Below are 14,078 nucleotides of genomic sequence, written 5' to 3' on the forward strand. Positions count from 1 at the left end.
GGCACATTGCGGGCCTCGACAACCCCTCAACCATTGAAAGACTCTTCATGGAATCCCGCCCGCCCCTGCCGCCCTTCACCCTCGAGACCGCGACCAAGAAGGTCCAGGCCGCCGAGGACGCCTGGAACACCCGCGACCCGGTTCGCGTGAGCCTGGCCTACACGCCCGACACCGAGTGGCGCAACCGCGCCGACTTCGTCAACGGCCGCGAGCAGGTGGTGGAGTTCCTCACCCGCAAGTGGGAGCGCGAGCACGACTACCGTTTGAAGAAAACGCTCTGGGCCTTCATGGACAACCGCATCGCGGTGCGCTTCGAGTACGAATGGCACGACGCCGCGGGCCAGTGGTTCCGCAGCCACGGCAACGAGAACTGGGAGTTCGCCGAGAACGGCCTGATGCAGAAGCGCTACGCGAGCATCAACGACCAGCCCATCGCGGAGTCGGATCGCAAGTTCCGCTGGGAGCGCTGACCGGTGTTGTCCCCTCTCCCGCTTGCGGGAGAGGGCCAGGGTGAGGGTGCGGCCTTCGCGAGGCCGCGCTTCCCCCATCGCCGCCGCACCCTCACCCCAACCCTCTCCCCAAGGGGAGAGGGAGCAACACCGCTGGGCATGTCTGTTGCTTGTCCTCCTCTATCCCCTCCATCCCCTTTCACCCAGGAGCCAAGCGCCATGAACCGCAACGACGTCACCGAGAAGATCATCACCGTGAAGGTGTCCAAGGGCATCCAATGGGCCGACGTGGCCAAGAAGGTCGGCCAGTCGAAGGAGTGGACCACCGCCGCGTGCCTCGGCCAGATGACGCTCGACGACAAGCAGGCCAAGGTCATCGGCAAGATCTTCGGCCTCACCGCGGAAGAGCAGAAGTGGCTCCAGGTCGTGCCCTACAAGGGCTCGCTGCCCACGCCCGTGCCGACCGATCCGCTCATCTATCGCTGGTACGAGATCGTGAGCGTGTACGGCACCACCATCAAGGAGCTGATCCACGAGGAGTTCGGCGACGGCATCATGAGCGCCATCGACTTCAGCATGGACATCCAGCGCCAGGCCGACCCGAAGGGCGACCGCGTCAACGTGGTTCTGTCGGGCAAGTTCCTGCCCTACAAGACCTACTGACGCGGCCGCCGCTCGGCGCGTTTGTCGGACTCGCCGAACTTGCCGGTCTTGCTGATCACCACGCGTGCTCGGCCGACCTCGACACCGTACCCGGCCGCACCGGCATCGTGATGCCGTAGCCTTCGATGGCGCCGGCCACCGATCGCGCGACGCTCTCGACCGGCGAGGCAAGGCGCCGCCGGGTGCGCATGCGCTCGACGCTGTAGCTCGCCGCCAGGCGCTCGGCCAGCGGGTCGCTGAAGCCGGTCACGTCGGGGCTCACGACCGTGACGTGCAGGTGGCCCGCATGCTCCTGGCGCAGCCCCTCGGAGATCGCGTTCACCGCGTACTGCGTGCCGTGGTAGACGGCCGACTCCGGCGTCACGCCCTGCACGGCCACGGGCGCCACGTTCACGATGTGGCCCCAGCCCTGCAACTGCATCGTCGGCAGCACGGCGGCCACGCCGAGCAGCACGCCGCGCAGGTTCACGTCGATCATGAGTTCCCACTCCTCGATCTTGCGGTTCCACAGCGGCGACATCGGCATCACGCCCGCCGCGTTGACCAGCACGTCGATCTGGCCGTGCGTGTCGAAGGCGAACTCGGCGAAGGCCTCCACGCTGGGGCGGTGCGTCACGTCGAGATGCTGGAAGCTCGCCGAGCCGCCCGTGGCGTTGATCTCGGCCGCGAGGGCTTCGAGCCTGTCGGTGCGCCGCGCCCCGAGCACCACGCTGGCCTCACGCCGCGCCAGCAGCCGCGCGGTGGCCTCGCCGATCCCGCTGCTCGCACCGGTGATGAGGACGACTTTTTCCTGGATTGCGCTCATACAAAACTCCTCGTGCTGGGTGGTGGACCATGGCGCGAACGGTGCGCCGGGCATGGAGAGAAGTTTCGTGCGGATGAGGGTTGGAGCGGTATCCGGATTGAACGGGGTTCTTGCCTGATTCTGCGAAACGTGATGCGGGAGTCGTGCGCTTGTTGGCGTATGTCTCGGCGGATGCAGAGGATCGATTGACGCGAGCCAACCCCACCGCTACATTCCAGTCGCCTCGTGATGAGCGAGGCCGGGTTTGACAGCCTGAAAGAACCGCGGTGAAAGCCGCATACCCGCAATGGTTTGCGGCTTTTGCCATTCCGGCCTCCTTTTAGGCGGCTCGGATGGGAGGGCTCGCGCCCTGCCGGTTTCGCCTAGCGGTTCCCGGTCTGTCAACCCGTTCGAGCCGCCGCCTTCGTTTGACAGCGAATGCAGCGGTTGTAGCAAAGCTGAACCGACAGGGAGGGCCGACATGGCCGAGTCATCAAGCACTGCGCATGACAGTGCGGAGTTCAAACCCTTTGTGTGGAATCCCTTGCAGGGGCTCGACCACAAGGAGCGGCGATACGCCTTGTTCCTCAACGATGCGCGCGACGTGGTGCAGGGGGGCGCACACGCTGATGGAGTTGCTCGCGTGGGATGAAGATCGACGCGATGAAGCGCGTTCATCGGATGGCCCCGCCCCGGTGCCGCTGTTCAGCGCGGCCGATCGCGCATCGCTTCAGCGGTTGGCAATCGCCTCGCTCGGCATGTTGCACGCGGATATCGAATGCCAATGCGAGGGCTTGGAAAAAGCGCGCTGACGGGACGTGCCAACCCTTCGTGCAGTTTGCTCTGGCGGGAGGCGTCAAGGCCGGGATGACGGGAGATCAGTTCGTGGAAATCGCCCGGATCGCACGCTGTAAAGCACTCGACACCTTGGGCAATTCCACAATGGCGCGCTCGTCGCCGAAAGGACGATCGATTGCGGGACGCGCGACCCGATAGTCCATCTTCACATCGCCACCGAAGAAAGACCGTGCCTCGCTGCGTGGGTAAAGACCCATGTCGGTCTTCAGGTTCGCTGCCAGATGGCGTTTGACGCCCTGCGCATCGACACCATGTGCGCCTGTTTCCTCGACGATGACGCTCCCGGCGTGAACCGGTGCGGGCAATCTTTCGACCAGAACACCTTGCTCACCCAACGGCCAGGGCGTTGCTTCGACGGCATGTGCCGCGGAGGCGCCCATCAGAAGCGAGGCCAAGAACAAGGCGACAGTCTTGCGCGGGAAGGTGGAATGAAAAAACATGGTGAAGCTCCCTTTCTGAAATTGCTTTCGATGCCGGGATGGGACTTTACCGTCCCTTCGGTGCCGCGGGATATCGGAGTGTCCGGCCGCAGTCGGTCAGCCGAGAAGACCCTTCAGCTCGCCGCTGTCGATGAGCTTCTGCAAATCCGAAGCACCTCCCACCAGCGAGCCCTTCACGAACACCATCGGAAACGTCGGCCAGCCGGTCCACATCTTGAGCGCGTTGCGGTCGCGCCATTGGCTCAGGTAGTTGCCGTATTCGAGGTACTTGTACGGCTGCCCGATCGCGTCGAGCGCCTTGCGCGCCTGCTTCGGATGCGGGTTGATGCCCATGCCCACCACGACCACATCGTTGGCCGCAATGGCTGCCATGACCTCGCGGACGATGGTCTGGCGGCTCTCGGCGACCTTGGTGCGGATGGCGGGATGGATGCGGGCTTCTTCGAGAACGGGACGGGGCATGGGGGTCTTTCATCGGTTCGCGTGACTGTAAGTGCCCGGCGCTCCGTCGGCGTTCTGCCCGTTCCTTGGCACTCGGGCCGCAAGCTGGTGAAGAATGGGCACCGGCGAAAGTACCGGTCCGGTCCGCCGTCGCCATCCGATCCTTTTCGAGAACGTTGCGTTGAACCCTGGCCCCAAGCCCCTGTCGCTGCTTGCACGCGTGCTGCTGCATTGCTTCGCGGTGCTGTGCCTCGTCCTCGGGCTCATCGGCGTCGTGCTGCCCGGCATGCCGACGACCGTGTTCATCCTGATGGCCGCATGGGCGGCGGCGCGCAGCTCGCCGCGGCTGCACGCGTGGCTGCGCAATCACCGCATCTTCGGTCCGCTGCTGCGCAACTGGGAGAACGGCCGCACCGTGAGCCGGCGCGCGAAGTGGAGCGCGACCATCACCATGGCGGCCTGCGCCGTCATCGTGTCTTTCACGGCTCATCGGGTATGGATGGCCGTGCTGGCCATCGGGTGCATGGCCGTCGTGCTGACGTGGCTGTGGTCGCGGCCGTTGCCGGCTCCGCCGCAGTGATGTGCCGAAATGCGGCGCTTCGTCGCATATTGAGCTGAGCCCGGAAATCGACGAAGCTGTTGCCATGGACCCAAAGACCACCGACACCCCGACGCGCCCCCGGATCTATCTCGCGGGCCCGGACGTTTTCCGTCCGGACGCGAGGGACCATTTCGTGCGGCTCAAGGTGGCGTGCGATGCATTGGGCCTGGCGGCATTGCTGCCCGCCGATGGCGAAGAAGAGCCATCGCCCGACGCGCTGGAGAAACGCATCTACGAAGCCAACATGCAGCGCCTTCGCGGCGCCGATGGCGTGGTGGCGAACCTCTCGTCCTTCAGGGGGCTGGAGCCGGATTCGGGCACGGTGTTCGAGGTCGGCGCTGCCGTGGCGCTGGGGATTCCCGTCGTGGCCTATGGCGTGCCCGAAGGCAGCTACGCGGACCGTGCGCGTGCCACGTTGCCATGCACGCACGACGCGAACGGCGTGCTGCGCGAGAGCGGCACCGGCATCGCGGTCGAAGACTTCGGCCAGCCGTTGAATCTGATGCTGGCTTGCTCGATCCACATCGAGACGACGCCCGAGGCGGCGCTGCAGAAGATGGCCTTGGTGCTGGCCGCGCTGCGTCAGTAAGGCGGCGCCTTCCGCGCCCTTTGCGCGCGCGCAGCTTCGGTCCACCAAGCCAGGTCATCGGCGAACCGAGGGAAAGCGCGCTCCAGCGCTTCGCCTGCCTTGCCCGTCGGTTGGCCGCCTTCATCGAGCGTCTGCGAAATCGGCCCCACTGCCAGCGTGCTCGACACCACCACCATTCCCATCTCCGACAGGATCGAGTGCCACACCGTCCCCGAGCGCACGCCCGAGAACCGTCCCGCCGAATAGCTCGCGACCGCAGCCGGCCGCCAGAACCACTCTTCGAGAAAGTGGTCCGTCAGGTTCTTCAGGCCGGGCTGCGGCCCCCAGTTGTATTCGCCGGTCACGAAGATGAAGGCGTCCGCCGTGCGGATCTTTTCCGCCAGCGTTTCCATCGCCGCGGGCGCCATGCCCTTCGGATATTCCTTGTACATGCGGTCGAGCATCGGCAGGTCGACCGCCTTGGCGTCGATCAGCTCCGCATCGGCGCCTCGTGCGGCGAGGCCTCTCACGATGAAGTCGGCGAGCCGCACGCCCATGCGGTCCGAGCGGTACGAGCCATAGAACACCAGGATCTTGTCAGCCATCGTTCACACCTTCTTCTCAGCGTTTGCAGTCGCCGCCGACGGACACGGTGCCGTCCTTGCATTCGGTCAGGATGTCGTCGTCTTCGGGCGAGCTGGCCGGTGCCGGAACTGCTGCCGGGGCCGACCCTGCGCCCTCGCGCTGGTAGACGATCTTCCTGGTGCCCAGTTCGCAACTGCCCACCACCTGGCCAGCCGCTGGCGCGTTGGCATCGACGACGAGCACCGCGAAGCGCGTGACGCCCGCGGCGCCGATCTTCGCTTCGATCTGCGCGCGCAGGGTCTCGCAGCTTTCGGCGGCGTGGACCGCGCCGGCCGTTGCGATGCACGCGATGGAAATCAACCAGGGTTTCATGATTGGCCTGCCTTTCGCAGCTTGGTTGACGGGCAAACAGTCTAGTACGCCGCCCTGCGCGGCCGCTCCATCGCGAGGGTCGAGTGCACGAAGCCCAGCTTGGCGAAGAACGCCGGCGCGCCTTCCCTGCCGGCGCGCAAGACCCAGGTGACGTTGTCCTCGGCGCCCAGGATGTGCTCGACCAGCGCACGGCCGATGCCACGCCCCCGAAATGGCGCTGCGACGACCACCATCGACAGATAGCCGTTCGAGAGCCCGTCGGTGAGGGCGCGTGCGAAGCCGGCGATTTCTCCATCGAGCACGGCGACCCACGCATGCTGGGACGCTGCGATCAACCTGGCGAGATAGGCCTCGTCCGGAATCCGGTGCGACCACCCGTTGGCCGCGAGAAGGCGCAAGACGGCTTCGAGGTCCGAAGCGGTGAATTCGCGAATCTGCATTCTGTCTCCTCGATTCGGTTTTCGGTGGACCCAGCTTCACAAGCGACAACGGCCTGCCGCATGTGCGGCAGGCCGTTGTCGAGGCATGCATCCGACTTCAGTGAAGCGAGGATGCGGCCCTCTGTCGCGCTATCAGGCTTGCGCCGATGCAAGCACCGAGTTCAGCGTCGCGCTCGGGCGCATCACCGTCTCGAACTTGACCGGGTCGGCCAGGTAGTAGCCGCCGATGTCCACCGGCTTGCCCTGCACGGCCGCGAGTTCGTCGACGATCTTCTTCTCGTTGGCGCTCAGCGTCTCGGCCAGCTTCTTGAACTTGGATTGCAGCGCCGTGTCGTCGGTCTGCGCGGCCAGTTCCTGCGCCCAGTACATCGCCAGGTAGAACTGGCTGCCGCGGTTGTCCAGCTGGCCGGTCTTGGGCGACGGGTTCTTGTTGTTGTCCAGCAGCTTGCCGGTGGCGGCGTCGAGCGTCTTGGCCAGGATCTTGGCCTGGGCATTGCCGGTCTTGATGCCCAGGTCTTCCAGGCTCACGGCCAGCGCGAGGAATTCGCCGAGCGAATCCCAGCGCAGGTGGTTTTCTTCGACCAGTTGCTGCACGTGCTTGGGGGCCGAGCCGCCCGCGCCGGTTTCGTAGAGGCCGCCGCCGGCCATGAGCGGCACGATCGACAGCATCTTGGCCGAGGTGCCCAGTTCCATGATCGGGAACAGGTCGGTGAGGTAGTCGCGCAGGATGTTGCCGGTGGCGCTGATAGTGTCCAGGCCGCGCACGACGCGCTCCAGCGTGTAGCGCATGGCGCGCACCTGGCTCATGATCTGGATGTCCAGGCCCGCGGTGTTGTGCTCGTGCAGGTACATCTTGACCTTGGTGATCAGCTGCGCCTCGTGCGGACGGTAGGCATCGAGCCAGAACACCACCGGCATGCCGGAGTTGCGCGCGCGCGTGACGGCCAGCTTCACCCAGTCGCGGATCGCGGCGTCCTTGACCTGGCACATGCGCCAGATGTCGCCCTGCTCCACGTCTTCGCTCATCAGCACTTCGCCGGTGTCCAGGTCGGTGATGTTGGCAACGCCGTCTTCGGGGATCTCGAAGGTCTTGTCGTGCGAGCCGTATTCCTCGGCCTTCTGGGCCATGAGGCCGACGTTGGGCACGGTGCCCATGGTCTTGGGGTCGAAGGCGCCGTGCCATTTGCAGAAGTTGATGATCTCCTGGTAGATGCGGGCGAAGGTCGATTCGGGCATCACGGCCTTGACGTCCTTCAGGCGGCCGTCGGCGCCCCACATCTTGCCGCCGTTGCGGATCATCGCGGGCATCGAGGCGTCCACGATCACGTCGTTCGGCGAATGGAAATTGGTGATGCCCTTGGCCGAGTCGACCATGGCCAACTCGGGGCGGTGCTCGTGGCAGGCGTGCAGGTCGCGCTTGATCTCGTCCTGCGTGCTCTGGGGCAGCGTGGCGATCTTGTTGTAGAGATCGACCATGCCGTTGTTGACATTGATGCCCAGCTCGTCGAACAGCTTGCCGTGCTTCTCGAAGGCTTCCTTGTAGAAGATCTTCACGCAGTGGCCGAACACGATGGGGTGCGAGACCTTCATCATGGTGGCTTTGACGTGCAGCGAGAACATGACGCCGGTCTTGTGCGCGTCCTCGATTTCCTTTTCGTAGAAGGCCAGCAGGGCCTTCTTGCTCATGAACATGGAGTCGATGACTTCGCGGTCGAGCAGCGCGACCTTGGACTTCAGCACCACGGTCTTGCCGCTCTTGGTGATCAGTTCCATCTTGACGTTGCGCGCGCGGTCCAGCGTCATGGACTTTTCGCCGTGATAGAAGTCGCCGCCGTGCATGTGCGAGACATGCGAGCGCGAAGCCTGGCTCCACTCGGCCATGCTGTGCGGGTTCTTGCGGGCGTATTCCTTCACCGCATTGGGGGCGCGGCGGTCCGAGTTGCCTTCGCGCAGCACCGGGTTCACGGCGCTGCCGGTGCACTTGTTGTAGCGCGCGCGGATGTCCTTGTCTTCGTCGGTGGTCGGGTTCTCGGGGTAGTCGGGGATCTTGTAGCCCTTGTCCTGCAGCTCCTTGATGGCCGACTTGAGCTGCGACACCGAGGCGCTGATGTTGGGCAGCTTGATGATGTTGGCTTCGGGCTTGAGCGTGAGCTTGCCCAGTTCGGCCAGGTTGTCGGGCACCTTCTGTGCGTCGCTCAGGAATTCGGGGAATTCGCCCAGGACGCGGGCGGCCACCGAGATGTCGCTCGTCTCGACGTTGATGCCGGCCGGGGCCGTGAAGGCGCGCACGATGGGGAGGAACGCGTAGGTCGCCAGGAGGGGCGCCTCGTCGGTCAGGGTGTAGACGATGGTGGGTTGCTTCGTGCTCATGCGCTTGCTTCCGTAAAGCTGAGGGAGGTCGGGGTGGCGGGAACTTCCGCCGGAGACTCCGGCGGGATCTGACCGCCGGAATCCGCGATTGTCGCCGGGCGGCGACCCGCCCGGACAGCCGCCGGGGTTATCTCCCCGCGCAAGGCTCTGTCAATGGAGGGGAAGCTCGATGGTGGCGGCCAGCGGCACCTCGTCGATGCGCGCGGCGCTGGCGACGATGACGGCCCGGCCCGGCTGGCTTGCCACGTCGGCCAGGGCGCTCCACAGGCGGCGGACCGAACCGGCGTCCAGCGCCGCGGTCGGCTCGTCCAGCAGCACCAGCGGGCGGCCCGAGGCGAGGGCGGCGGCCAGCCACACCTTGCGCTTCGAACCCGTGGAGAGCATGTACATCGGCTTGTCGATATGCGGGGGCAGGGAAAAGCCCTCGACCAGGGTTTGCCAGAGGTCGTCGTCGAAGCCGGCGTCGCCTTCGCGGAGGGTTGCGGTGCAGGCCCGCGCGGTGACCTGGTCGAAGCGGTCCGTGGCCGGGTCGACGAAGAAGACGTGGCGCCGGTACGCCTCGGGCGACACATCGGGGCTCGTGCCCGCGACCGTCAGCCGGCCCTTGGTGGCAGGCAGCACGCCCGCGATCACCTGCAGCAGCGCCGACTTGCCGGCGCCGGTGTCGCCGTACAGCAGCGTGACGCCGGGGCCGATGGCGGCGTTCCAGCCGGCGGCGATGGCGGGCTGGTCGGGGTAGGCGAAGTCGATGTCCTGCAGACGAAGGACGGGGGAGTGCGAGGGGGTGGTGTTCACGAGGCGAGGTTGTACCTCATCGGACGCCGGCCTCGTTCAGTGCTTCGGCACCGTCACCGCTCCCACGTACAGCGTGCGCCCCGCGCCCAGCCCCGCGATCACCAGCGCAATGCCCAGCCCGACGAAGAGCCAGGCCGAGGCGCGGAAGCTGCCGGTCCACCCGTGCAGCAGCCCCGCCAGCAGCGGCCCGCAGGCAGCCACCATGTAGCCCACGCCCTGCGCCATGCCCGAGAGGTGCGCGGCGACGTGCGAATCGCGCGAGCGCAGCACAATCATCGTGAGCGCGAGCGCAAAAGTGCCGCCCTGCGCAATGCCCAGCATCACGGCCCACGCCCAGACCCACGCCCCGCCCAGCGGCGCGAACAGCATGGCCAGCATCGCGCTCACCGTGAGCAGCGCCAGCACCACGCCCAGGCCGCGCTGGTTGCGCAGCCGCACGGCCAGCGCGGGCACCACGAGGCAGGTCACCACCTGCGTCATGACCGACAGCGACACCACGTAGCCGGCCATCTCGCCGCCGAGCCCGCGCTCGCGCAGGATCGGCGCGAGCCAGCCCATCACGATGTAGGCGAGGGCGGACTGCAGCCCCATGAAGAGCGTGACCTGCCACGCGAGCCGGTCGCGCCAGAGGCCCTGCACGGTGAAGCCCGACTCGCTCGCCACCGGCTTGAGAGGCAGCGCCTGCGGCGCCCAGATCAGCGTGACCAGCAGGGCCGGCACGGCCCACATGGCGAGGGCGTAGGTCCAGCCGCCGCCCAGCGCATGCTCGAGCGGCACGGTGAGGCCCGCAGCGCTCGCGGCGCCGCCGCACACGGCCATCGTGTAGAGGCCCATCATCAGCGCGGCCTGTTTCGCGAAGTCGCGCTTCACGAGGCCCGACAGCAGCACGTTCGACACCGCGATGCCGCTGCCCGCGATGGCCGAGGCCAGGAACAGCAGCGGGATGTTGCCCGTGCCGCGCAGCACCGTCCCCACGAGGATCAGCACCATGCACCCGAGCAGCGTGCGCTCGGTGCCGAAGCGCCGGCCGAGCCAGGGCGCGAGCGGCGCGAAGATGCCCAGGCACAGGATCGGCAGCGTGGTCAGAAGGCTCGCGGCCGTGGCCGAGAGGCCGGTGGCCTGGATGATCTCGGGCAGCACGACCGAGAGGCTCGCGAACACCGGCCGCAGGTTGAAGGCGATCAGCACCACGCTGGCGCCGAGCAGGATGCGGCGCGCGAGACTGGGGGCTGGGGTGGGGCGCGGCGCGGGCAGGCTGTCGGCCTCGGCGTCGATCAGCAGCTCCTCGGTGGTGCTCGTATGCGAGGGCTGGGTGCGGTGCACGGTGGCGGCGTTCAAGGGAATCGCGCTCATTGGAATACCTTCGTGCTTCGCACTGCGGTGCGAGCTTGCTCGGGGCGGCCCGGCGCGGCGCTCATGCCGTCCTCCGCGCCAGCGCGTCGAGCATCGGTGCCATGAAGTCGCGCACGGCCGTGGCGGCGCGCTCGGGGTCTCGGCTCGCAATGGCTTCGACGACAGAGCGGTGCGCAGCCTCGTCGGGCTCGGGCAGGCTGGTGCTCAGGGTGCTCGCGATGGTTTCCTTGATGTAGCCGGTGATGAAGCGGCAGGTCTCGGCCAGCGCGAGGTTGCCCGAGATGTCGACGATGGCCAGGTGGAAGGCGAGGTCGCGTTCGACGAAGCCGTCGCCGTCGTCCTCCGCATCGGGCACGCCGCGCTTGTCGAGCAGGGTGTGCAGGCGGCGCAGGTCCCGCGCCGTATGGCGCACCGCGGCGAGCCGGGCGGCCTCGACCTCGAGCGCGCGGCGCACTTCGAACTGGTCGCGCAGGCTGGCCAGCCGCATCTTCTGCAGGCTGGCCGACGGGTCGTAGCCCGAGCGCACATAGGTGCCCGAGCCCTGGCGCACTTCGAGCAGCCCGCGCGAGACCAGCGTTTTGACGGCCTCGCGCACCGTGCCGCGGCTCACCCCCAGCAGTTGCGCCAGTTGCGGCTCGATGGGAATGCGCGCGCCGATGGCCCAGCGGCCAGCGGAGATTTCATTGCGGATGCTGTCGGCTGCGGCGTCCGCCAGCGAGGTTCGGGGGGCTTGGGCGAGCATGTCTCGGGTGCCTATTCATTGAATCATTGGATGAATTTTGGCATCCGCGAAAAGCCGCAGTCGGCCTCATGGGCTCTTCGTCTTTCGGCCCTGCGGCCCTCCCAGCCGGGTTCAGCGGTTCTCGAGGCTGGCGGGCTTGGTCCGCGGCGGCGCCTGCCGCGGGTCGTCCAACTGCGCCATCAGCTCGGCGACGGCACCGGCCACGCGGTCCTGCTGCTCGGACACGGCGTCCGCGTAGACATCGATCTGGCTGTCGATGTTCAGCTCGCGCCGGATCGCCACCATGATCGGCTGCATCTTCGTGTTGATGGCCTGCAGCCCCAGCATCAGGCTCTTGACGAACTCGCCGTGCAGCGCATGCCGCTCGACGTGCAGGGCCTGGCGCGTCTCGCTGTGGTCGCGCAGGAACTTGGTCTGCGTGTCGAGCGCGAGGTCGAGCGCGCGGCGCCGGGCCTCGTCGCTTTCGGCGTTGCCCGAAGGCACGAACTGGTCGATGGCAGAAAGCGCGCGCTTCTGCTCGGCCACCGCGCCTTCGCAGAGCGTTGTGTAGAAGTCGATTTCGCTCAAGACCTGCTGGATCGGCTGTGCCGCGCCGATGAGCTTGAAATGCAGCGCGCTGAAGGTGCCGATGAGGTCGGACACCAGCGCCGAGGTCTTGGCCTCCGACACCATCTGCAGCTTGGCCGCCGCCGCGAAGAAGCCCTGCAGCGGTTGTGCCGCGTCGGCCTTGTTGAGGTCCGCAGTCGGCAGCGAGCTCAGGTAGGAACTGGCATGCACGAACTGGTCGATGGCATGCAGATACACGTCGCGGCGCAGGTCCGCCAGCCGCTGGGCCGCCTTCTCGTCCTTGTCGTGCCGAAGCTGCCGCATGAAGTGCCGCGCGTTGTCGCGGTTCGCGACCTTCACGCCCCACAGCGCTAGGGCGGCGGCGATCAGCGCGGCCCAGAAGACGTCGGGCACTTTCCGCAGGATGCCGAAGATGACGCCCGCGAAGACGAGGAAGTCACCCCAGAGTGCGGTCAATGAATCCATAGGGAGGCCGTGGGAGTGGGAGGCGGCGCCATCCTAAGTCACTCGCGAGGCGGTGAATAGCTGGCGTTTGACCGGGTGGGTAACCTGTCACCAACTGCCCGACGCCCCGCCGCCGCTGCTGGAACCACCTCCGCCGCTGTCGGAAGACGAAGACGACGAGCTGTCCGACGAGCTGCTGCTGCTTGAAGAACTGCTGCTGCTGCTGCTCCATCCGCTGTCGCTGCCGTCGCTGTCATCGTCCCGCCCGCCGCCGCCCTCGAACGGCAGGAATGCGAACAGCAGCGCAAGGAAGGTCGCCAGCGCGGCGGGGATCCAGCTCTCGTCGGGCACCGGGCCCGGGTTCGTCTCCACCAGCATGAAGCCGAGGATGCCGAGCACGATGACCCACCGGATGAAGAAGCCCAGCTGGCTGCGCCGCCAGCTCTTCCGGTTGCCGATGACGATGAGGCTGGTGAACAGCAGCGCGACGCCGCCGCACATGACCCAGAGCAGGCCCCAGAAGAAGCGGTCTGCGCCGAGGTAGACGCCGAGGGCGACCAGGCCCGCGATCAGCGCCGCCAGGCCGATGAAAAACCAGCGCGCGCCCTTGAACCGACCCGACAGGTAGCCGACGCCGTACACCAGGCCGGCGGGCGTGAGGAGAAAGAGCGGCAGCGCGAGGTTCATCACCGCCAGCGCCGCGGCCGCCTGGCCGGCGACCACCAGCCCCAGCACCGTGAGCCGGCCCGGTCGCTTGCGGGGCGGCGTTTCCTGCGTCTGCAGGTCGGCCCACAGTGCCGAGCGCACCACGGCTTCGCGCTCAGCGGCGCGGCGCACCTTGCGGCCGCGCTTGCCCGTGCCGCGCACCACCACACGCGGTCCGGAGCCGGTGGCGGGCGCGGTGCGTCCGTACCAGATGCCGACGGCCAGCGTCCAGAGCATCGCGCCGAGCACGGCCCAGTTCATCTGCATGCCTTCGAGAGGCTGCAGGAACGCCGCGAGCGGATGTGGCTTCTTTTCCTCCGGCGCGGACGCTTCGGATTCGACCGGCTGCGTCGCCACGGGCGCTTCGATCAGCGCCGACAGCGACTGCACGGCCGCCTGGATGCCGCCGGCATAGTCGTTGTCGCGAAAGCGCGGCTTCATCTGCTGGTCGATGATGCGAGCGGCCTGTATGTCGGTGATCCGGCCTTCCAGGCCCGTGCCGACTTCGATGCGCATCTTGCGGTCTTTCAGCGCCACCAGCAGCAGCACGCCGTCGTCTTCGCCCTCGTGGCCGAGCTGCCACTCTGCGAAGACGCGGGTGGCGTAGTGCTCGATGGAGTCCTCGCCCGTGGTCGGCACGATCAGCACCGCGAGCTGGGCCTGCGTGTTCTGCTCGAGGCCGCGGATGTCGCTGCGAAGCGCGTCGGCTTCGCGCGCGTCCAGCGTTTTCGTGAGGTCCACCAAGCGCGAGTCCATGGCGGGCACGGGGACCGGCCTGGCCTCAGCGCCGCCATGCCAGGCCAGCATGGCGATGAACAAAAGCCCCATCCACAACTGCAGCCATGGCCAGGCTGTCTTCTGCCCCTTGCGACACTGCATCGGAATCGGTCCTCCAGTTGCG

17 protein-coding genes are annotated in these 14,078 nt (G+C 67.0%); 5 read left to right on the forward strand and 12 right to left on the reverse strand.

Features of this window, described 5'->3' with window-relative positions:
- The first annotated feature begins 47 nt into the window (after positions 1 to 47).
- Positions 48 to 470, forward strand: a complete 423-nt coding sequence (locus QF040_RS32340; RefSeq protein WP_429614315.1) for a DUF1348 family protein — start codon at positions 48 to 50, stop codon at positions 468 to 470.
- Between the two features lie 198 nt (positions 471 to 668).
- The gene (cynS, locus tag QF040_RS32345) at positions 669 to 1,112 is read left to right on the forward strand and encodes a cyanase (protein ID WP_429614316.1); all 444 of its coding nucleotides are present in this window, start codon (positions 669 to 671) and stop codon (positions 1,110 to 1,112) included.
- 55 nt (positions 1,113 to 1,167) lie between these two features.
- Here cynS and QF040_RS32350 read toward each other — a convergent pair whose 3' ends face one another.
- Complete coding sequence (locus QF040_RS32350) at positions 1,168 to 1,917, reverse strand: SDR family oxidoreductase (RefSeq protein ID WP_429614317.1); 750 nt, start codon at positions 1,915 to 1,917, stop codon at positions 1,168 to 1,170.
- A gap of 608 nt (positions 1,918 to 2,525) precedes the next feature.
- On the opposite strand from QF040_RS32350, the gene QF040_RS32355 reads away from it, so the two are divergent.
- Complete coding sequence (locus QF040_RS32355; RefSeq protein WP_429614318.1) at positions 2,526 to 2,708, forward strand: hypothetical protein; 183 nt, start codon at positions 2,526 to 2,528, stop codon at positions 2,706 to 2,708.
- 66 nt (positions 2,709 to 2,774) lie between these two features.
- Here the strand turns inward: QF040_RS32355 and QF040_RS32360 are convergent, their stop codons facing one another.
- Positions 2,775 to 3,194 carry a hypothetical protein gene (locus QF040_RS32360; RefSeq protein WP_429614319.1) on the reverse strand — a complete coding sequence of 140 codons (420 nt, stop codon included), beginning with the start codon at positions 3,192 to 3,194 and terminating at the stop codon, positions 2,775 to 2,777.
- 96 nt (positions 3,195 to 3,290) lie between these two features.
- On the reverse strand, positions 3,291 to 3,656 hold the full coding sequence (locus tag QF040_RS32365; RefSeq protein WP_429614320.1) for a glutaredoxin domain-containing protein: 366 nt from the start codon (positions 3,654 to 3,656) through the stop codon (positions 3,291 to 3,293).
- 160 nt (positions 3,657 to 3,816) lie between these two features.
- On the opposite strand from QF040_RS32365, the gene QF040_RS32370 reads away from it, so the two are divergent.
- Together QF040_RS32370 and QF040_RS32375 are read left to right on the forward strand one after the other, a co-directional pair.
- Positions 3,817 to 4,215, forward strand: a complete 399-nt coding sequence (locus QF040_RS32370) for a YbaN family protein (RefSeq protein ID WP_429614321.1) — start codon at positions 3,817 to 3,819, stop codon at positions 4,213 to 4,215.
- Between the two features lie 64 nt (positions 4,216 to 4,279).
- Positions 4,280 to 4,825: a nucleoside 2-deoxyribosyltransferase gene (locus tag QF040_RS32375; protein WP_429614322.1), complete on the forward strand. Its 546-nt coding sequence runs from the start codon at positions 4,280 to 4,282 to the stop codon at positions 4,823 to 4,825.
- Here QF040_RS32375 and QF040_RS32380 read toward each other — a convergent pair.
- From QF040_RS32380 to QF040_RS32420, 9 genes are all read right to left on the reverse strand, one after another.
- The gene (locus QF040_RS32380; protein WP_429614323.1) at positions 4,819 to 5,409 is read right to left on the reverse strand and encodes an NADPH-dependent FMN reductase; all 591 of its coding nucleotides are present in this window, start codon (positions 5,407 to 5,409) and stop codon (positions 4,819 to 4,821) included. The two genes, QF040_RS32375 and QF040_RS32380, sit on opposite strands and share 7 nt — an antisense overlap.
- A 16-nt stretch (positions 5,410 to 5,425) precedes the next feature.
- On the reverse strand, positions 5,426 to 5,761 hold the full coding sequence (locus tag QF040_RS32385; protein ID WP_429614324.1) for a DUF1161 domain-containing protein: 336 nt from the start codon (positions 5,759 to 5,761) through the stop codon (positions 5,426 to 5,428).
- Positions 5,762 to 5,802: 41 nt separating this feature from the next.
- On the reverse strand, positions 5,803 to 6,201 hold the full coding sequence (locus QF040_RS32390) for a GNAT family N-acetyltransferase (RefSeq protein ID WP_429614325.1): 399 nt from the start codon (positions 6,199 to 6,201) through the stop codon (positions 5,803 to 5,805).
- A gap of 132 nt (positions 6,202 to 6,333) precedes the next feature.
- A complete protein-coding gene (locus QF040_RS32395; protein WP_429614326.1) occupies positions 6,334 to 8,571 on the reverse strand; it encodes an NADP-dependent isocitrate dehydrogenase in 2,238 nt (745 codons plus the stop codon).
- 150 nt (positions 8,572 to 8,721) lie between these two features.
- Positions 8,722 to 9,366: an ABC transporter ATP-binding protein gene (locus QF040_RS32400; RefSeq protein ID WP_429614327.1), complete on the reverse strand. Its 645-nt coding sequence runs from the start codon at positions 9,364 to 9,366 to the stop codon at positions 8,722 to 8,724.
- A 36-nt stretch (positions 9,367 to 9,402) separates the two neighbouring features.
- Positions 9,403 to 10,719, reverse strand: coding sequence for a CynX/NimT family MFS transporter (locus tag QF040_RS32405; RefSeq protein WP_429614328.1), 1,317 nt, complete (start codon positions 10,717 to 10,719; stop codon positions 9,403 to 9,405).
- A 61-nt stretch (positions 10,720 to 10,780) separates the two neighbouring features.
- Positions 10,781 to 11,461, reverse strand: coding sequence for a FadR/GntR family transcriptional regulator (locus QF040_RS32410; protein WP_429614329.1), 681 nt, complete (start codon positions 11,459 to 11,461; stop codon positions 10,781 to 10,783).
- A 111-nt stretch (positions 11,462 to 11,572) separates the two neighbouring features.
- A complete protein-coding gene (locus QF040_RS32415) occupies positions 11,573 to 12,493 on the reverse strand; it encodes a hypothetical protein (RefSeq protein WP_176661468.1) in 921 nt (306 codons plus the stop codon).
- An 87-nt stretch (positions 12,494 to 12,580) separates the two neighbouring features.
- Complete coding sequence (locus QF040_RS32420) at positions 12,581 to 14,056, reverse strand: TPM domain-containing protein (RefSeq protein ID WP_429614330.1); 1,476 nt, start codon at positions 14,054 to 14,056, stop codon at positions 12,581 to 12,583.
- Between the last annotated feature and the right edge of the window lie 22 nt (positions 14,057 to 14,078).

It is taken from the genome of Variovorax sp. W2I14 (assembly GCF_050435205.1).
In the GTDB taxonomy this organism is placed as follows: domain Bacteria; phylum Pseudomonadota; class Gammaproteobacteria; order Burkholderiales; family Burkholderiaceae_C; genus Variovorax; species Variovorax paradoxus_C.